Source organism: Streptomyces sp. NPDC058534, assembly GCF_042717365.1.
In the GTDB taxonomy this organism is placed as follows: Bacteria; Actinomycetota; Actinomycetes; order Streptomycetales; family Streptomycetaceae; genus Streptomyces.
Genome location: NZ_JBHXNW010000051.1, coordinates 50,005 through 66,345 on the forward strand (window position 1 = coordinate 50,005; position 16,341 = coordinate 66,345).

Annotated in this window: 17 protein-coding genes; 5 read left to right on the top strand and 12 right to left on the bottom strand. The window is 71.9% G+C overall.

Annotated features, from left to right (window positions below; translation table 11 throughout):
* Positions 1-107: 107 nt before the first annotated feature.
* The 7 genes from ACFWR9_RS27750 to ACFWR9_RS27780 form a co-directional block, all read right to left on the bottom strand.
* A complete protein-coding gene (locus ACFWR9_RS27750; protein ID WP_122616215.1) occupies positions 108-443 on the bottom strand; it encodes a TcmI family type II polyketide cyclase in 336 nt (111 codons plus the stop codon).
* Between the two features lie 32 nt (positions 444-475).
* On the bottom strand, positions 476-955 hold the full coding sequence (locus ACFWR9_RS27755; protein WP_383846616.1) for an SRPBCC family protein: 480 nt from the start codon (positions 953-955) through the stop codon (positions 476-478).
* Between the two features lies 1 nt (position 956).
* Positions 957-1,226 (bottom strand): acyl carrier protein, encoded by a 270-nt coding sequence (locus ACFWR9_RS27760; RefSeq protein WP_376357499.1) that lies wholly within the window; start codon positions 1,224-1,226, stop codon positions 957-959.
* A 72-nt stretch (positions 1,227-1,298) separates the two neighbouring features.
* Positions 1,299-2,567 carry a ketosynthase chain-length factor gene (locus tag ACFWR9_RS27765; RefSeq protein ID WP_383846617.1) on the bottom strand — a complete coding sequence of 423 codons (1,269 nt, stop codon included), beginning with the start codon at positions 2,565-2,567 and terminating at the stop codon, positions 1,299-1,301.
* Positions 2,564-3,847 carry a beta-ketoacyl-[acyl-carrier-protein] synthase family protein gene (locus ACFWR9_RS27770; protein ID WP_383846618.1) on the bottom strand — a complete coding sequence of 428 codons (1,284 nt, stop codon included), beginning with the start codon at positions 3,845-3,847 and terminating at the stop codon, positions 2,564-2,566. The genes ACFWR9_RS27765 and ACFWR9_RS27770 overlap by 4 nt, the downstream gene beginning before the upstream one ends.
* Positions 3,844-4,284 carry a cupin domain-containing protein gene (locus ACFWR9_RS27775; protein ID WP_383846619.1) on the bottom strand — a complete coding sequence of 147 codons (441 nt, stop codon included), beginning with the start codon at positions 4,282-4,284 and terminating at the stop codon, positions 3,844-3,846. Before ACFWR9_RS27775 ends, ACFWR9_RS27770 begins: the two co-directional genes overlap by 4 nt.
* A gap of 106 nt (positions 4,285-4,390) precedes the next feature.
* On the bottom strand, positions 4,391-5,635 hold the full coding sequence (locus ACFWR9_RS27780; RefSeq protein WP_383846620.1) for a SchA/CurD-like domain-containing protein: 1,245 nt from the start codon (positions 5,633-5,635) through the stop codon (positions 4,391-4,393).
* Positions 5,636-5,965: 330 nt separating this feature from the next.
* Here ACFWR9_RS27780 and ACFWR9_RS27785 point away from each other — a divergent pair, with 330 nt between their 5' ends.
* From ACFWR9_RS27785 to ACFWR9_RS27800, 4 genes are all read left to right on the top strand, one after another.
* Positions 5,966-7,888: an FAD-dependent oxidoreductase gene (locus tag ACFWR9_RS27785; RefSeq protein WP_383846621.1), complete on the top strand. Its 1,923-nt coding sequence runs from the start codon at positions 5,966-5,968 to the stop codon at positions 7,886-7,888.
* A gap of 115 nt (positions 7,889-8,003) precedes the next feature.
* Positions 8,004-8,897, top strand: coding sequence for a patatin-like phospholipase family protein (locus ACFWR9_RS27790; RefSeq protein ID WP_383846622.1), 894 nt, complete (start codon positions 8,004-8,006; stop codon positions 8,895-8,897).
* A 202-nt stretch (positions 8,898-9,099) separates the two neighbouring features.
* A complete protein-coding gene (locus tag ACFWR9_RS27795) occupies positions 9,100-9,663 on the top strand; it encodes a dihydrofolate reductase family protein (protein ID WP_383846623.1) in 564 nt (187 codons plus the stop codon).
* A gap of 85 nt (positions 9,664-9,748) precedes the next feature.
* Entirely contained in the window at positions 9,749-10,189 is a 441-nt protein-coding gene (locus tag ACFWR9_RS27800; RefSeq protein ID WP_383846624.1) for a VOC family protein, read from the top strand.
* Between the two features lie 108 nt (positions 10,190-10,297).
* Here the strand turns inward: ACFWR9_RS27800 and ACFWR9_RS27805 are convergent, their stop codons facing one another.
* Positions 10,298-11,281: an alkylmercury lyase family protein gene (locus tag ACFWR9_RS27805; protein ID WP_383846625.1), complete on the bottom strand. Its 984-nt coding sequence runs from the start codon at positions 11,279-11,281 to the stop codon at positions 10,298-10,300.
* Positions 11,282-11,336: 55 nt separating this feature from the next.
* Here ACFWR9_RS27805 and ACFWR9_RS27810 point away from each other — a divergent pair, with 55 nt between their 5' ends.
* On the top strand, positions 11,337-11,735 hold the full coding sequence (locus ACFWR9_RS27810; RefSeq protein WP_383846630.1) for a heavy metal-responsive transcriptional regulator: 399 nt from the start codon (positions 11,337-11,339) through the stop codon (positions 11,733-11,735).
* 148 nt (positions 11,736-11,883) lie between these two features.
* On the opposite strand, the gene ACFWR9_RS27815 is transcribed toward ACFWR9_RS27810, so the two are convergent.
* The 4 genes from ACFWR9_RS27815 to ACFWR9_RS27830 all read right to left on the bottom strand — a co-directional run bounded on the left by ACFWR9_RS27815 (position 11,884) and on the right by ACFWR9_RS27830 (position 15,634).
* The gene (locus ACFWR9_RS27815; protein WP_383846626.1) at positions 11,884-12,540 is read right to left on the bottom strand and encodes a DUF3105 domain-containing protein; all 657 of its coding nucleotides are present in this window, start codon (positions 12,538-12,540) and stop codon (positions 11,884-11,886) included.
* Positions 12,541-12,657: 117 nt separating this feature from the next.
* A complete protein-coding gene (locus tag ACFWR9_RS27820) occupies positions 12,658-13,107 on the bottom strand; it encodes a hypothetical protein (protein ID WP_383846627.1) in 450 nt (149 codons plus the stop codon).
* Between the two features lie 116 nt (positions 13,108-13,223).
* The gene (locus ACFWR9_RS27825; RefSeq protein ID WP_383846628.1) at positions 13,224-14,483 is read right to left on the bottom strand and encodes an MFS transporter; all 1,260 of its coding nucleotides are present in this window, start codon (positions 14,481-14,483) and stop codon (positions 13,224-13,226) included.
* On the bottom strand, positions 14,480-15,634 hold the full coding sequence (locus tag ACFWR9_RS27830) for a PLP-dependent cysteine synthase family protein (protein ID WP_383846629.1): 1,155 nt from the start codon (positions 15,632-15,634) through the stop codon (positions 14,480-14,482). The genes ACFWR9_RS27825 and ACFWR9_RS27830 overlap by 4 nt, the downstream gene beginning before the upstream one ends.
* Positions 15,635-16,341 lie beyond the last annotated feature (707 nt).

Sequence of the window (16,341 nt, forward strand, 5' to 3'; positions counted from 1 at the left end):
GGAGTTCGCCCCCCGGCGGCAACCGATCGGTACGCCGTGTCGTCGCACGCGCGCCGGGGCCGCCCGGCTGGTGCCGGGCGGCCCCGTAGCGGTGCGTGGACGGGCCGTCAGCCTGCGGCGGTCCGGTCCCAGCGGTAGAAGCAGCGCGCCATCGCGTCCTTCGGACCGCGCCAGGTCGCCGGGTCGTACGCCGAGACATACGGCTCCAGCCGTTCGCTGACCTGGCGGAACTCCGGATGCCCGGTCAACCGGCCGATGGTCGGGGCCGGGTCCTCGTCGCTCTCGATGAGGTGCAGGTACACACCGTCACCGAACTCGAAGAGACTGCGCCGGTTGACGCCCACCAGGTGCGGCAGCTCGCCGCGGTCGGACTCCGCGAACACCTTCGCGATGTCCGGTGCCGCGCCGGGTGCCATCCGGGCGACGATCAGTGTGTGGTGCATGGGGTGATGCCCTTCGCCGTTGTCGTCCGGTGTCAGTCGGCGAGCACCGACGCGGTCCGCCGCTCGCCCGCCGCCTGCTCGATCCGGTCCCGGATCAGCGCCATCTGCGTACGGGAGTTGCGGTTGATGTTGTCCGTCATCCAGGCGTCGTCCACCGGAGCGTCCGGCTTCATCGCGAAGTCCTGGATCCAGCGCATCAGGGTGCCCTCGGCGGTCTCCGCGTACTCCCAGACGATGTTCATGTACTGGAAGGGACCGGTCTCGACCCGCTGGGCGCGGACGGTGCGGGTGACGGGGTCGGCGACCCGCTCGGAGACCCAGCTCCACACCTTGCCGTCCGCGTCCGGGTGCATGGTGAGCCGGAACGTGACGCGGTCGCCGTCGCGTTCGAGCACGTCCACGGAGGCGTACTCGCTGAACAGCCGGGGCCAGCCGTCGATGTCGTTGGTCATGTCCCAGACCAGCTGCATCGGGGCGGCGATGGTGATCTCGTTGTCGGTGTGCCCTGCCATGTCACACTCCCGTCTTCAGGGCGCCGTTGATCAGCGCGAGGAAATCGGCGGGCGTCTTGCAGCGCTCGGCCTGCTCGGGCAGGCCCAGGCCGTACCGCTTCTCCAGCTCGGCCACGATGCCCAGCAGGCCGAGGGAGTCCAGGCCGAAGGTGTCGAAGCCGTCGTCGGCCTGCCGCCGCAGGGTCTCCGGTTCGACGTGCACGCCGGCGGTGCGCTTCATCAGCGCGGCCAGCTCCTCGACGGTCACCTGGTAGGCCAGTTGGTCGGTCATGGGGGTGTCCTCCTTCACTCAAGGTGGCGCGCGCCCACACGCGGCGCTCACTCGGATTGGCGTCGGTCGGTCTCAGTACGCGGACGGCGCGGTGCCGCCCCGCCGCAGGACGAGGGCCGAGTTGGAGCCCATCAGCCCGCGGCTCAGCACCAGTGCGGTGCGCGGCTCGGCGGGTCGGGCCCGGCCGGTCACCAGGTCCAGGTCGTGGCTGACCTCGAACACGTGCGGGGTGGGCGGGATCAGCCCGTGCTCCATGGCGAGCACCGCCGTCGCCACGTCCAGCACCGGAGCGGCGCAGTACGCCCGCCCGGTCCCGGTCTTGGGCGCGGTGACCGGCACACGCGCGGCGTGCGGGCCGAGCGCGTCGGCCAGGGCCAGGGCCTCGGCCCGGTCGGCCTCCGGGACACCGAGGGCGTCCGCGAAGACCACGTCGACGTCCTCGGGCCGGCAGCCCGCCTCGGCCAGCGCGCCCTCGATCGCGCGGGCCAGCCCCTCCCGGGACTCGGCCCAGCGGCCGGCCCCGGTGAAGGTCGCCGCGTGCCCGGCCACCGTCGCCCGCACGTCCGCGCCGCGCTCCCGGGCCGCCCGCTCCTCCTCCACGACCAGCACGGCACCGCCCTCGGCCGGTGCGAACCCGCAGGCCGCCTCAGTGAACGGACGGTAGGCGCGGTCGGGTTCGGCGGCGCGGCTCAGCTCGGGATAGCCCAGCTGGCAGACGATCGAGTACGGGGCGAGCGGTGCCTCCGTCGCGCCGCAGACCACCGTGTCGGTGCCGCCCCGCACGGCCCGCGCCGCGTGCGCCAGGGCGTCCAGACCGCCCGCCTCGTCGGCGGCGACGACCCCGCAGGGGCCCTTGAAGTCGTTGCGGATGGAGACCTGGCCGGTGCTGGCCGCGTAGAACCAGGCGATCGACTGGTACGGGCCGACGTACCGCGAGCCCTGGCTCCACAGGTTCTGCAGTTCCCGCTGCCCGAACTCGCCGCCGCCGGAACCCGCGGCGGTGACCACGCCGACCGAGTACGGCGACTCGACGTCCGCCCGGCCGAACCGGGCGTCGGCCAGCGCGAACTGGGCCGCGGAGAGCGCGAAGTGCGTGAACCGGTCGGTCTGCACGAGGTAGCGCTCCTCGACCGTCTCGGCCGCCTCGAAGCCCCGCACCTCGCCCGCCACCCGCAGCGGCAGATGGTCGCAGCCCTCCCGCGTGACGGGCCCCAGGCTGCTGGTGCCGTCCGCGGTGGCCTTCCAGTGCGCCTCGACTCCGACACCGTGCGGGGACACCACACCCAGCCCGGTGACGACCGCGCGCCTGGCCCCGTCGTCGGTCCGTTGCCGTCCGCTCATCGCTGCCCTCCTTCGGAACCGGAACCGGAAGCGCTCAGCACGACCGCCGACTGGAAGCCGCCGAAGCCGCTGCCCACCGACAGCACGTGCCGCAGCGTCCGCTCCCGTGCCTCGCGCGGCACGTAGTCCAGGTCGCACTCGGGGTCCGGGGTCGTGTAGTTGGCCGTGGGCGGCACCACCTGGTGGGCCATGGCCAGGACGCACGCGGCCAGTTCGATCGAGCCGATCGCGCCGAGCGAGTGACCCACCATCGACTTGATGGAGCTCATCGGCGTCGCGTAGGCGTGCTCGCCCAGCGAGCGTTTGACGGCCGCGGTCTCGTGCCGGTCGTTCTGCTGGGTGCCGGAACCGTGCGCGTTGACGTAGTCGATGGCCGAGCCGTCGATGCGGGCCATGTCCAGCGCCGTGTCGATGGCCCGCGCCATCTCCAGGCCCTCCTTGGTGAGCCCGGTCATGTGGTACGCGTTGCCGAACGTCGCGTAGCCGGAGATCTCGCAGTACACGTCCGCGCCACGGGCCCGGGCGTGCTCCAGGTCCTCCAGGACGAGCACCGCCGCGCCCTCGCCCATCACGAAGCCGTTCCGGTCGGCGTCGAAGGGCCGGGAGGCGTGCGCGGGGTCGTCGTTGTTCGGCGAGGTCGCCTTGATGGCGTCGAAGCAGGCCATCGTGATCGGGGATATGGGGGAGTCGGCGGCGCCCGCCAGGCACACGTCGACGCGTCCCTCGGCGACCGCGTGGTAGGCGTATCCGACGGCGTCGAGCCCGGACGTGCAGCCCGTGGAGACGGTCTGCACCGGCCCGCGCACGCCGAACTCCTCGGCGACCGCGGACGAGAGCGTGGCCGGGGTGAACGCCCGCTCCAGGTGCGGCTCGGCCCGCTTGTCGTCCACGTCCCAGCGCGAGCCGCGCTCACTGACCAGGACGTAGTCCTGCTCCAGCCGGGTGGTGCCGCCGACCGCGGTGCCCAGCGTGGCGCCCGCCCGCCAGGGGTCCTGCCGGGTCAGGTCGAGGTTCGCGTCCCGGACCGCCTCCGCGGCGGCCACCAGCGCGAACTGCACGTACCGGTCGCAGCGTTGGGCCGTGGCCAGGCCCAGCCCGTGGTCGGCCGGTTCGAAGTCGCACTCGGCGGCGATCTGCGAACGCAGCCCCGCCGGGTCGAAGAGGGAGATGCGGCGCGTCGCCGTACGGCCGTCGGACAGCAGGCCCCAGAACTGGGACACACCGATCCCGCCCGGGGCGACGACGCCTATGCCCGTGACGGCCACCCGTCGCCGGTTCATGACACCGCCTCGGCCGCGGCGGCGGACCGCTCGTGCGGGAGCGCGTTGCCGGCCGCGTCCTCCGTGTCCACGTGGCCCAGCTCCGGGCGTGGGGCCAGCGGACCCAGGTGGAAGACGAGCCGCGCCTCGACGTCGCCGACATTGCGGAAGCGGTGGCGCATGTCCTGCGGGATCAGCATCCCCTGCCCGACGGAGAGGGTGTGCGGCGCCCCGTCCAGGTCCACCTCCAGGGCGCCCTCGGTGACGTACACGAACTCCTCGGAGTACGGGTGGTAGTGCTCGGCGATCCGCTCGCCGGGCCGCACGATGGCCACGCCCATGAAGCCGCTGGTCGCACCCGCGCTGGTGGGCGTGAGCATGGCGCGGATGTCTCCTCCGCGGCGGCGGTTCGGCGCGACGTCGCCGATCGAGATGATGTTTACCTGCTGGTCTGTCATGTCGTTCACTCCGGGGTGACGGGAACCGGTGGGGGAGGAGGGTGAGGGGGCGGGGAGACCACGCGGACCGGCGGGGCGCGACGTCGGGCCTTACCGGGTGCGTGGGTCAGGCGTCCGACGCGTCCCGGTCGGTCAGGGGCGTCATACGGGCCCGCGCCAGCAGCAACGACAGGGTGCGGGGCTCGCCGAGGGGCCCGTCGACGCCGTACGCGGCGGTGTCCAGGAGCCGCTCGGCGGCCTCGATCGCGGCGGCCGCGGCGGCTCCGGTCGACCTGCCGGGCCCGTCGGCCGCGGGCAGACCGAGGACGGCGGACACGGGCGCCCCGTCCGGGTCGCCGTCCACGTCTACGAGCCGTACGACGAGGTCGTCGCGGTGGAAGACGGTGGCGGAGAGGACCGGGCCGTCCTGGTCCCGCAGGGCGGACGCGTCCCGGCGGGCCAGCAGCCGGGCCAGTTCCGGACCGGCGCCCGGCCGCACCGGGTAGAGCAGTGCGAGCCGCTGCCCGCGTACGCCGGCCCGGCCCCCTGACGCCACGTGGTGGACGGCCGGCATGGCGGCGCGGGTGAAGAACTCCCGGGCGGACCGCGGGTCGCGCAGGTCCCGGTCCTGCTCCAGATGCGGATTGATAGCCTCCTCGACCGCCCGCACTCCCGGCTGCCGGGCCACGTGCCGCAGCGCGGTCTGCAGGTCGCCCCGCAGCTCCACGGCCCGCACGACCCGGTTGCCGTGCATGAAGACCGAGGTGCGCAGCAGCCGGCCGGCGTCGTCGACATGGGCATCGGGCGCCGCGTAGTCGGACAGCATCCGGGCGACGTCGACCTCGCTGCCGGGCCGCACGGTGAAGGTCAGGGCGTGCCGGACGAGGTTGTTCCCGATCCGGGGAGCGGACCGCAGCGATTCACCGGCCGCGCCCGACGAGGCCGGATCGCCCTCGGTCTCGCGCAGCACGCTGTAGCGCAGGGAGTGGGTGTCGCGGACGCAGAGCTGCAGGGGCTCGACCATGTCCAGGTGCTCGTCGCTGCTGACCCAGCTCAGGAAGGGCTCAGCGGTCTCCCACTCGCTGGTGAGGAGCCATTGGGTGGGGTTGTCGACGGACTGGCACAGCTGATCAGTGATATGTCCCGGAACGGCGGCGACCCGGTCGCGGATGCCGTCGTAGGCGTCCAGGAACTCCTGCTGCATTCCGTCGTGGATGTCCAGCATCAGGACGACCCGTACGCGGGATCCGTCGAACGCCGATGTCGATACGCCGTCGGCGTCCGCGGCCGGGGCGACGGGCGTCGCCCCGGCGTCAGTGGTCAGGGCATCCGCCGACACGCCATCCGTTGTTTCGACGGGAGAGACCGTCATCCGGCCCACCTCTTCTCCGGGGAACTTTCTCTGGGACTGGGGGCGATCGTCGCGGCGCGCGCCATGGCTCGGGCGGGTACGCCGGTCGCAATAAGCACGATCGTCGGCCGTGCCCGCGAGGACCGCGCGCCAGGAGTGTTAAGCGGGTGAAAGCTCAGCCGCCGTGGGCCTCATCAGGCCGCACGGGGAAGGCATGAGGGCCCCGGCGCACATCTGGCGCGGGGCGAGTCACTCGACGACGGTCCCGCATACGAGGACGCCCGTCGGTCACAGCGAGGACGACGTCCGCCATACCGAACGACGGACGTATGTCACAACGGAGGACGAACGATGAACGAAAGAGCCGACCGGTCCCCAGGCGCCGCCCCCGCGGTCCACCGGGTCCCGGTCCTCATCGTCGGCGGGTCCCTGGTGGGCCTGTCGACCTCGGTGTTCCTGGGGCGCCTCGGCGTTCGGCACACCCTGGTGGAGCGCCACGCCGGCACCTCCATCCACCCCCGCGGGCGCGGCAACAACGTTCGCACCATGGAGATCTTCCGGGTGGCCGGCACCGAGCCGGACATCAGGAAGGCCGCCGCCACCCTGGCCGAGAACCACGGCATCCTGCAGACGACCACGCTGGTCGGCGACGAGGGGGAGTGGCTGCTCAAGGAGATGGACCCGGGCGGCGGACTGGCCCGCTTCAGCCCCAGCGGATGGTGCCTGTGCAGCCAGAACGACCTGGAGCCCGAACTCCTCACCCATGCCACCAACCTCGGCGGTGACCTGCGCTTCGGCACCGAACTGCTGTCGTTCGAGGACGACGCCGACGGCGTCACGGCGGTCGTGAAGAGCCGGGAGACCGGCGAGCACACCACCATCCGCGCGGACTACCTGGTCGCCGCCGACGGCCCCCGCAGCCCCGTCCGCGAGCAGCTCGGCATCGGCCAGAGCGGCCCCGGCGACCTCTTCCACAACATCAGCGTCACGTTCCGCTCCCGCCGCCTGGCCGGCGTGGTGGGCGACCGCCGCTTCATCGTCTGCTACCTGACCTGCGAGGACGCCGACGGCGCCCTCCTGCCGGTCGACAACCACGAGAACTGGGTCTTCCACCTCCCCTGGCACCCCGAACAGGGCGAAACGGTGGAGGACTTCACCGAGGAGCGCTGCGCCGCCCACATCCGCCGCGCGATCGGCGACCCGGACCTCGACGTCGAGATCACCGGCAAGGCCCCCTGGCACGCCGCCCAGCGCGTGGCCCGCAGCTACCGCGCCGGCCGCGTCCTCCTCGCCGGCGACTCGGCCCACGAGATGTCCCCCACCGGTGCGTTCGGCTCCAACACCGGCATCCAGGACGCCCACAACCTCGCCTGGAAACTGGCCGCGGTCCTGGAGGGCTGGGCGGGCGACGGCCTCCTGGACACCTACGACGCGGAACGCCGCCCGGTCGCCGAGGCCACCAGTGCCCGAGCCGCGGGCCGCTCGGTCGAACACAGCCACCCGGGCTTCGCCCCGCCGCCGGGGATGGGGGGCGGGGGGCCGGGCGCGGGTGGTGCACCTGGTGGGCCTGGTGGGCCCGGTGGTCCTGGTGGCCCCGGTGGGGCGCCTGGTGGTCCTGGAGGTCCCGGTGGCGCGGCCGGCAGGCCCGGTGGCCCCGGTGGTCCGGGTGGTCCGGGAGGAGCGCCTGGCGGTCCCGGCGGTGCGGCCGGCCGGCCCGGCGGCCCTGGAGGCCCCGGTGGCCCCGGTGGTCCCGGTGGCCCCGGTGGCGGCCCTGGCGGGGCACCTGCCGGTGGCCCCGGCGGCATCCTGAACGTCGCCCTCGGCTACCGCTACCCCCAGGGCGCGGTGGTCGGCGCCGACCCGGCGACCCCGGTGGTCCCGGAGGGCCTCGACCTCACCGGCGCACCCGGCAGCAGGGCCCCGCACCTCTGGCTCCGCCAGGGTGATGCCCGCGTCTCCACCCTGGACCTCTACGAGGACTCCCTGGTCCTGCTCAGCGACGCGGCCCAGCCCACCGGCTGGCACGAGGCGGCGACCCGGCTGGCGGCCGAGATGCGGATCCCGCTGAAGCCGTACCGCGTGGGCGGCACCCCGGAGGCCGACCTGGTCCAGGACGACGAGGAGAAGGACTGGGCGAAGTCCCACGGAGTGACCCGCGGCGGCGCGGTCCTGGTCCGCCCCGACGGCTTCGTCGCCTGGCGCTCCCCGGGCCCGGCCCCGGACCCGGAGTCGATGCTGCGCCAGGTGATCAGGACGGTGCTGGCCCGCCCGTGACGAGCCCGTGACGAGCACCCCACCCTAAACGTGGACCACTCCCCACTTATTTGTTACCGTCTCGACGGCAAACAAACCGGGGGGTGGTCCCCGTTATCTCGACAGGGGGACGGACGTGGCGAACGAGGCGAACGGGCCGACTACGGCCCTGGTCCTGGGCGGAGGAGGCCTGACCGCCTACGGCTGGCAGGTCGGCGTACTGGCGGGACTGGCCGACGCCGGGGTACACCTCGGCGACGCCGACGTCCTCGCCGGCACGTCGGCCGGCTCCCTGCTGGCCCTGGACCTGGCCAAGGGCTCGGCCCCGGCCGACCTCTACACGGAACAGATCAACCGCGAACGCCCCATGATCGACGTGGACTTCACTCTGGCCATGACGGCCAGGTACCTGTGGGCGGCCCTGGGCTCACGCGACCCGGACAAGACACTGAAACGCCTCAGCCGGCTGGCCCTCTCCGTACGCGACGTCCCGGAGACCGCGGTCCTGGAGGCGATAGGCCCCCACATCCCGGTCCCGGACTGGCCGGAGCGCCCGGTACGCCTCTTCGCGGTGGACGCCCTCACCGGCACCCCCACCGCGTTCACCGCCACCGACGGAGTCGACCTCCCCCACGCCATGGCCGCCACCTGCGCCCTGCCACCCCTCTTCCCACCGATCACCATCGGAAAGGGCCGCTGGATGGACGGCGGCGTACGCTCCGCGACCAACGCCGACCTGCTCACCGACTGCGCCCGGGTAGTAGTCCTGGCCCCCATCCCCAAGGCGGCAGGAGCAACCCCGAGCGCCCAGTCCCAGGTCCGCACCCTGACCACCCACGGCACCCGAGCCACCCTTCTGACCCCCGACCGAGCGTCCCGCCAGGCCTTCGGCCGCAACCCCCTGAACGCCGCCCGCATCCCGGGGGCGGCCCGGGAGGGACGACGCCAGGGCAGGGAGTACGCGGAGGTGGTACGGGGGGTGTGGGACGGCTCGGGTCCGCCGGGGCACGAGCAGTTCCCGGATCGGTGAGCCTCCGAAAGAGGAGCCGGACATGGCAGACGAACTGGAGTGGAACCCTGGTCGAGCATGAAGACGTAGCTCTCATCGAGCGACAGGACCGGCTGACGGCACCCGCACCGCTCGACGGTTCGGTCGGACGAAAGCGACGGCCGCCCTGGGAGAGTGTCACGAGACGGACCCCACCCGTGGCCGCCCGCTCAGGAGGACCGGCATGCGCACACTCGCGATCACAGAGAACATCACCGTCGACGGCTCGATCGAGATGCTCACCGACTGGTTCGATCCCCAGGCCGATGGCGACGCCGACATGACCGACGTCCTGGAGGAGAGCCACCGGCAGGACAGCCGCGCGGACGCGCTGCTGGTGGGCCGGCAGACGTTCGAGGACTTCCGCGGCTACTGGCCGAACCAGGCCGACGACACCACCGGCATCACCGCATACCTCAACCAGGTCCAGAAGTACGTCGTATCCACCACGCTCACCGACCCGATGTGGGACAACTCGACCGTACTGGCGGGCGACCCGGTCGAGGAGGTCCGCGCCCTCAAGGCGCAGGAGGGCGGCAAGGACATCGTCCTCACCGGCAGTATCCGGCTGGCCCACACCCTGATCGGGGCCGGCCTGGTGGACGAGTACCGCCTCTTCGTCTACCCGGTGGTCCAGGGCAGAGGCCGCAGGCTCTTCCCGGACGGTTTCGAGATCCCCAGGCTCCGACTGGCCGACACGAAGACGTTCCGCAGCGGAATCATCCTGACCCGGTACGTCCCGGCGTGACGCTGTCGCAGGCTCCGCGTCCGCGGATGTCGAGAACATGCCCCCGGCTCCGTCCCAGGGACAACGACGAAGAAGGAGAAGCAGCATGGCGATTCAGCGGATGGACAACGTCGGCATCGTCGTAGAGGACATGGATGCCGCCATCGCGTTCTTCGTGGAACTCGGTATGGAGCTGGAGGGCAGGGCGGAGGTCGAGGGCCCCGTCGCCGACAAGTGCACCGGACTCGACGGCGTCCACTGCGACATCGCGATGGTCCGGACCCCGGACGGCCACAGCCGACTCGAACTGGCGAAGTACCGCAGCCCCGCGGCGATCACCGACGGCCCGCGCGACCGACCGCACAACATCCTGGGCACGCACCGAGTCATGTTCGCCGTCGACGACCTGGAGAACACCGTCGCCCGCCTACGCCCGCACGGCGCCGAACTCATCGGCGGGATCGCCCGCTTCGAGGACACCTACCTCCTCTGCTACCTCCGCGGCCCGGAGGGCATCATCGTCGGCCTGGCCGAGCAACTGGGCTGAGAACGAGGAACCGAGCCATGCGGCCGACCGGACCGTACATACGCAAAGACCCCAGCCCTGCCGTCTTCCGCTGGTGACGGGGTCTTGGGCACCTCATACAGGGTGCGGTCAGTCCCGGGCCAGGAGCGGACCGAAGGTCTGCTCGGCGATGCGCAGGGCTTCGGCCTGGCTCGTGATCCGGCCATGGACCTCGGGATGCTGCCGGGCCCATGCCCCGGCCGTGGCAGGGTCGGCGAAGAAGTTCAGCGCGTCACAGCACACGGTGGCCGCCGGGCCGACCTGGGCCCGCTGTCCGACGTAGACGACCGCTGCGGCCGGGTCCCACTGCGCGGTGCCCTTGGTGAAGCTGACCGTGATCGGACTGCCGTCGACCGGGTCACAGGAGGTGATCGCGACGTCCTGGTGGAGCATCGCGGCCACGCCGAGGGCGTCGATCGCGCACATCGCCCACGCCTCCACCCCGCCGGCCAGACGCAGGCGGTGCGGGGTCGGCACCGCGGAGAACGGATAGGCCGCCCGGATCCGCCCGTCGGCGCCGAGAGCCAGGAAGTCTTCGCGGTCCAGCTCGGCCAGCACATCCACAGCCGTACGGCCTGCGGCGGTCGCGGCGGCGGCGAGGTCGGCCGGTTCGGGGGCGTCGCCGGTGACGGCGAAGTGGCGCAGCACGGCCTGGTGGACCGCACGCAGTCCGCGCTCGTCGGGGGCGCGTCGGCCACGGCCGGCCCGCCCGATCGGATCCAGCACATGACGGTCGTCGCCACAGCACTCTTCGACAGGCGCGCACGCGGATGTCCCGGCGCCGGCGAACGCCTGCCGCAGGGCCTCGACGCCCGGCGCCCCGCTGGGCCGGCCTTCCTCGTCCAGGTACAGGCGGCAGGACACGCTCGGTGGAACACCGGCCACGGCGAAGGGGTCGACGCCGTCCACGAGGACCGTGGGCGAGCCCGTCATCTGCCACCGGGCCGCCTCCGTCTCGTCGCTCACCTCGATCACCTCCACCCGCGCCTGCTTCCCGTCCAGGGCTGCCGTGATCCGTTCGCGGACGAGCGGGGCGCTGGGGCAGTCAGGGACGGTCAGCACGGTGATCCTCATGAGGCCGACCGTAGACCTTCCAGTCCGCTGGAAGGTCAAGACGTACGCTGAGGACATGCGCATCGGCGAGCTCGCCACCGAAACGGGGCTGACCACGAAGACGATCCGCTTCTACGAGCAGGCCGGCCTGCTGCCCGCACCCCCGCGCACCCCCGGCGGCTACCGTGACTATCCGCACCGCACCATCGCCCGGCTCTCGTTCGTCCGCGATGCCCAGGCCGCCGGGCTCACCCTCGCCGAGATCCGCTCCGTCCTTGCCCTGCGGGACAGCGGCCAGGCGCCGTGTGCCCAGGTCGGCGTGCTCATCGACGAGCACCTGGCGGAGATCGACCGGCGCATGGCCGAGCTCCGCCAGGCCCGCACCGTGTTGCGTGAGCCGGCCCGCCGGGCCGCCGTGACCGACCCGGACACCTGCTCGGCCGGTGACATCTGCACGATCCTCACCCGGCCCTGACGCGTGCGCGGCTGCGGCCCTGGACGCCGACGCCACCCCGCTGCCCGGACCTCGGCAGAGACAGCAGCCGTCCTCGCCCAAGAGCGATGTCGGCCTTCAGGAACGATAGGACCGATAGGACCGCAGACGACTCCGCATGGTCATGGCGTCATGCCGCGGTCAGTCCGCCCGCACAGGCGGCACCGGGTTCGGGGGTCTGAGCGCCCTGGACGTACTTGGTGAGGAACTGCTGGACCCGCGGGTCCGATGCCTTCTTCACGGTGAGCTGGCGGCCCCAGGCGGACAGCATGATCGTCCCGGACTGGTTCTCGGCCGGGCTCATCAGGGTGTACGGGGTCTTGGACACCTTGTCACCGAGCGCCTGGACCTCGGCGTCGGCGGCCTTGTCGCTGTAGGTGATCCAGACCGCGCCGTGTTCGAGGGAGTGGACGGCGTTCTCGTTCGCTATGGGTTTCGTGTAGACGGTGCCGTCGCACGTCATCCAGGCCTGGTGGTGGTCCCCGCCGACCGGCGGGTTCATCGGGTAGTCGACGGTGCTCTGGACGTGGTTGCGTCCGAGCTTCTTGTTGTCCCAGGTCTTCTCACCGCTCACAGGCTCTTTGGCTTCGGCTGCCTGCTGCTCGTCCTTCTCGTTGGCGCTGTTGATGGTGTACGCGCCCCAGCTGATCAGCCCGGCCACGATGACCGTACTGATCGTGATGGCGAGGATGCGGTTGCGGCGATCGCGGGCCTGCTCCGCGCGACGCATCGCTTCGATGCGTTCCTTCCGGCTGGCGGCGGCGGCCTTCTTGCTGCTCTTGCTCATGAGTGCGTGTCCTCTTCTCCGCCTTGGCGTTGTCGTGCGGCGGCGGTGGGTGCGACGGGAGAGCGGATGGTGTTCGGTGCCCAGCCACGCGCGAGCGTGCGGGGCGCAGGCATCCGCTCAGGTCCGTTGCACCTGCAGGACGTGGAGATCAGGAGCCTCGTCGGGCAGGGGGCGCGAGGCGAGGAGTGGGGGGCCGGCCGGTGGTTCGGGCAGTCGTGGTGTGCGGGGCAGGACTGCCGGCGCGGGCTGGACGGGGGCGACGGGTACGGTTCCGCCGAGGTGGATGGCGGACGTACAGCAGACCTCACCGGCGGGGCAGTCGTTCTGGTGCACGGATGACGTCGTGTGGTACGCGATTGAGCCGTCCGCCGGTGCCTGTGCGGACGAAGCGCCGGCCATGGCCGTGACGGGGCTTGCATGGCCGCCGACGGCGCCGTGCGCTCCGTATCCCAGGCACATGACCAGCGCGGCGAGCAGCAGGGCCAGAGCAGGGCCGAGCGCCGCGGGAGCTGTGGTCCACCTCGCTCCGCGTATGCTGCGCTGCGCCAGCGGCGCCCGGCTCTTCATCAGGGGAGATGCTAAGCGGTTCGTGTGGCTTGTGGGGCAGTCCGGGGTCGCCAGAAATTGCGCTACCCGACTGTGGGTGCGGTCTTCGGCCGGACGGAACCTCAGCTGATCAAGTGTCAAGCAGGTGCGAGGCGCGATTCCTGGCGTACGGCCAGGCGTCCGCTGCGGGCGAGCGCTGCGACGGACGACGCGCACGCCAGCCCGGTGGCGGTCAGGGCGCACCAGGTCAGCCAGAGCGCGTCGTGGCCTGCGGCGAAGTCCCAGAGAGCGCCGGTGGCGAGGTTGCCCAGGGTGATACCCACACCGGAGACGGTGTTGTAGAGGCCGTAGTGCGTGGCGACGAGACGGTTGCCGGCGAGTGCGACGACGGTGTCCATCTCGAACGGGTAGACCACCGCGCTGCCGGCCGCGAGCAGCGCCACCGCGATCACCAGGGCGGCGAGGACGGAGGCCGTAGCGCCTGCCGGGGCGAGGGCCAGGGGCAGGAAGGCAAGGCCCATCGCGGCCAGCCCGCGTACCAGCGCCTGGGCGGGACTCCAGCGCTTCTTCGCCCAGCCGGTCAGCCGTAGCTGTGCTCCGACCGCGACGGCGGCGGAGACCACGAACAGTCCGCTGGTCGCCCATGCTCCTCGTGAGCCGAGCGCACCCTGCGCGGCCAGGGGCAGGGCGAGGTAGACCTGGAAGGTCAGCACGTACGAGCCGATCATCGCCGTGGAGAAGAGCACGAAGGGCCGGTTGGCCACGACGGTGCGCCACTGGGCGAGGACTCCTTCCGGCATGGCCGTGGAGTCGGCGGTGTCGCCGCGGCGTACGGGCAGGGCCCGCCACTGCAGCACGGTCAGTACGGAGAAGACGGCAGCGGCCACCGTGCACACCAGACGGAAGTCGGCGGCCAGCAGGGCGAGTCCGACGAGGGGGCCGAGCAGCATACCGGCCTGGTAGTAGACGTTGAAGGTGGCGAAGGCGTCCACGCGCCGGTCACCGGCCTCGGCTGCCAGGTACGCGCGGACGGCCGGATTGAACAGCGCGCCGGCGAATCCGGTGGCCGCCGAGGCGGCGATCAGGGCGGGCAGGTTGTCGACCCAGCCGAGCAGGCCGAAGCCGACGGTGCGCAGCAGGCAGCCCGCCATGATCGGCGCCTTGTAGCCGTAACGGTCGGCGAGGGTGCCGCCGATCAGGAACATGCCCTGTTGGGAGAAGTTGCGCACGCCCAGGACGAGGCCGACCGCCCAGGCCGCGAGTCCGAGTCCGCCGGACAGGTGGGCGGCAAGGTAGGGCATGAGCATGTAGAACGCCAGGTTGATGGCGAACTGGTTGGCCATCAGCAGCCGGGTCGGGGGTGAGAAGGAGCGGGTCTGCCGCATCAGGGTCCTCATCGGGTGCCCCCCGCGAGTGCCTGCTCGGCCGACTGCTTCTCGCTGGTCGTGGTGAGAGGGTTCGTGACATCGGTGCAGCGGGTCCAGCGGGTGACGACTCGGTCGCCAGGGCGGGCGATCTCGTCCGGCTCGTCGGCGGGCAGGTGGTCGAGGATGCGGTGTTCGTGGCAGTAGGCGTCGTTGAAGACGGTCCCGACGTAGCGTTGGGGGCCGTCGGGGAAGACGGCGACGGTCCGGTTCTCGGCGGGCAGCGTGCGGGACAGCCAGCGAGCCGCGAGCGCCACTGCCCCCACACTCCAGCCGCCGGTGGCGTAGTGGTCACGGGCCAGGCGCCGCGCCGCCCACACGGCCTCCGGGGCGGCGACCCAGTGCACCTCGTCGAACAGGTCGTAGGCGACGTTGCCGGGGTAGATGCTGCTGCCCAGGCCGCGCATCAGGCGTGGGGAGGCGGGCTGGCCGAAGATGGTCGATCCGGTGGTGTCGACGCCCACCACTCGCAGGCGGGGGAAGAAGGCGCGGAGGACGGAGGCGATGCCGGCGGAGTGACCGCCGGTGCCCACGGAGACGACGAGGGTGTCGATCCTGCCCAGTTGGGCGACGAGTTCGTGGGCCAGCGGGGCGTAGGCGGCCACGTTGTCCGGGTTGTTGTACTGGTCCGGGCACCACGCGTCCGGGTACTGCGCGAGAATCTCCTCGACTCGGTGGCGGCGTGCTTGCTGCCAGCCGCCGGTGGGGTGCGGGGTGTCGACGACCTCGACCTCGGCTCCGTAAGCGATCAGGAGCCCGGTCATGAGCGGTTCCATGCCGGGGTCGGTGACGACGGTGACCGGGTGGCCGTAGGTGGCACCGGCGAGTGCCAGGCCGAGGCCGAGGGTGCCGGAGGTGGATTCGACGATCCGTGCGCCGGGCAGCAGTTGTCCGCGCTCCAGTGCGGCGCGGACCATGTGCAGGGCGGTGCGGTCCTTGATGCCGCCGGGGTTGTGTCCTTCGAGCTTGGCCCAGAAGCCGCGTCCGGCGGTGGTGAAGGGTTCGCCGATCCACAGGACCGGGGTGTCGCCGACCAGCCCGGCGGGCGTGTGCATCGGGCGCTTGGCATCGGCCGGCAGTTGGGCGGGTGAGGAGGGGGCAGCGGTGCGAATGATCTCGTTCATGGCGTGCATCTCCTGCGACCGCAGCCGCAGGGCGGCAATCGGCCGTATGTGGGGGAAGGGCGGACCTGATCGGGTGTCGCGCCAGAGCCAGGAGGCTCGGCACAGGTTCGGTCAGGTTCGCCACACGCCGAGTCGAGCCCGCGTCTGCCCGGCGGCCGGCCGGCCGGGCGTGCGGGACGGGGACCGCAGGGCTGAGGGAGCGGTTGGTAGCTGAACGCCGACGTGGTCGGCAGCCGGGGCGTCGTCGATTGCGGGCACGGCGACGGTGATGTCTCGCGGGGGTTGAACCGTCGGTCCGTCCATCCCCCCGCAGTGCATGCTGCTGTCGTGCGCTGGAGTCGTGTGCTGTGCCGTCGTCTGCTCCGGCCGCTCATGGGCCTGCCCGCAGGCGATGGAGGCGGTCAGAAACAGGGAATCGGCGCGTTGCGTCGTACCGGCTGTCGGGCCGTGGGCGCAGGCCAGTAGGTGCACGAGTGCGGCCAGCATGACCAGGAGTGCCGCTCCGGTCCGTGCCACGGAGCGGCTGCTCCGAGAAATCGAGCCAGCCCGCATGAACGCAAAGAGTAATCAAGCGTGCGCATAAGGTTCCTGTGAGGAAAGCGGGTCGCAGAGCGGTCAGACACCCCATGTCGTTTGAGGTCAAGGTGTAGGGGCGTGGGCATGGTGTGACCAGGCGGTCGCTTCGTCGTAGGGGGTGCGCGTTTTGA

Bases quoted from the DNA above. Each gene is read 5' to 3' on its own strand.
- ACFWR9_RS27825 (WP_383846628.1), bottom strand. From the start codon at position 14,483: ATGAGGACCCTGATGCGGCAGACCCGCTCCTTCTCACCCCCGACCCGG.
- ACFWR9_RS27760 (WP_376357499.1), bottom strand. From the start codon at position 1,226: ATGACCGACCAACTGGCCTACCAGGTGACCGTCGAGGAGCTGGCCGCG.
- ACFWR9_RS27770 (WP_383846618.1), bottom strand. From the start codon at position 3,847: ATGAACCGGCGACGGGTGGCCGTCACGGGCATAGGCGTCGTCGCCCCG.
- ACFWR9_RS27820 (WP_383846627.1), bottom strand. From the start codon at position 13,107: ATGAAGAGCCGGGCGCCGCTGGCGCAGCGCAGCATACGCGGAGCGAGG.
- ACFWR9_RS27765 (WP_383846617.1), bottom strand. From the start codon at position 2,567: ATGAGCGGACGGCAACGGACCGACGACGGGGCCAGGCGCGCGGTCGTC.
- ACFWR9_RS27780 (WP_383846620.1), bottom strand. From the start codon at position 5,635: ATGACGGTCTCTCCCGTCGAAACAACGGATGGCGTGTCGGCGGATGCC.
- ACFWR9_RS27815 (WP_383846626.1), bottom strand. From the start codon at position 12,540: ATGAGCAAGAGCAGCAAGAAGGCCGCCGCCGCCAGCCGGAAGGAACGC.
- ACFWR9_RS27785 (WP_383846621.1), top strand. From the start codon at position 5,966: ATGAACGAAAGAGCCGACCGGTCCCCAGGCGCCGCCCCCGCGGTCCAC.
- ACFWR9_RS27755 (WP_383846616.1), bottom strand. From the start codon at position 955: ATGGCAGGGCACACCGACAACGAGATCACCATCGCCGCCCCGATGCAG.
- ACFWR9_RS27800 (WP_383846624.1), top strand. From the start codon at position 9,749: ATGGCGATTCAGCGGATGGACAACGTCGGCATCGTCGTAGAGGACATG.
- ACFWR9_RS27810 (WP_383846630.1), top strand. From the start codon at position 11,337: ATGCGCATCGGCGAGCTCGCCACCGAAACGGGGCTGACCACGAAGACG.
- ACFWR9_RS27750 (WP_122616215.1), bottom strand. From the start codon at position 443: ATGCACCACACACTGATCGTCGCCCGGATGGCACCCGGCGCGGCACCG.
- ACFWR9_RS27775 (WP_383846619.1), bottom strand. From the start codon at position 4,284: ATGACAGACCAGCAGGTAAACATCATCTCGATCGGCGACGTCGCGCCG.
- ACFWR9_RS27805 (WP_383846625.1), bottom strand. From the start codon at position 11,281: ATGAGGATCACCGTGCTGACCGTCCCTGACTGCCCCAGCGCCCCGCTC.
- ACFWR9_RS27830 (WP_383846629.1), bottom strand. From the start codon at position 15,634: ATGAACGAGATCATTCGCACCGCTGCCCCCTCCTCACCCGCCCAACTG.
- ACFWR9_RS27795 (WP_383846623.1), top strand. From the start codon at position 9,100: ATGCGCACACTCGCGATCACAGAGAACATCACCGTCGACGGCTCGATC.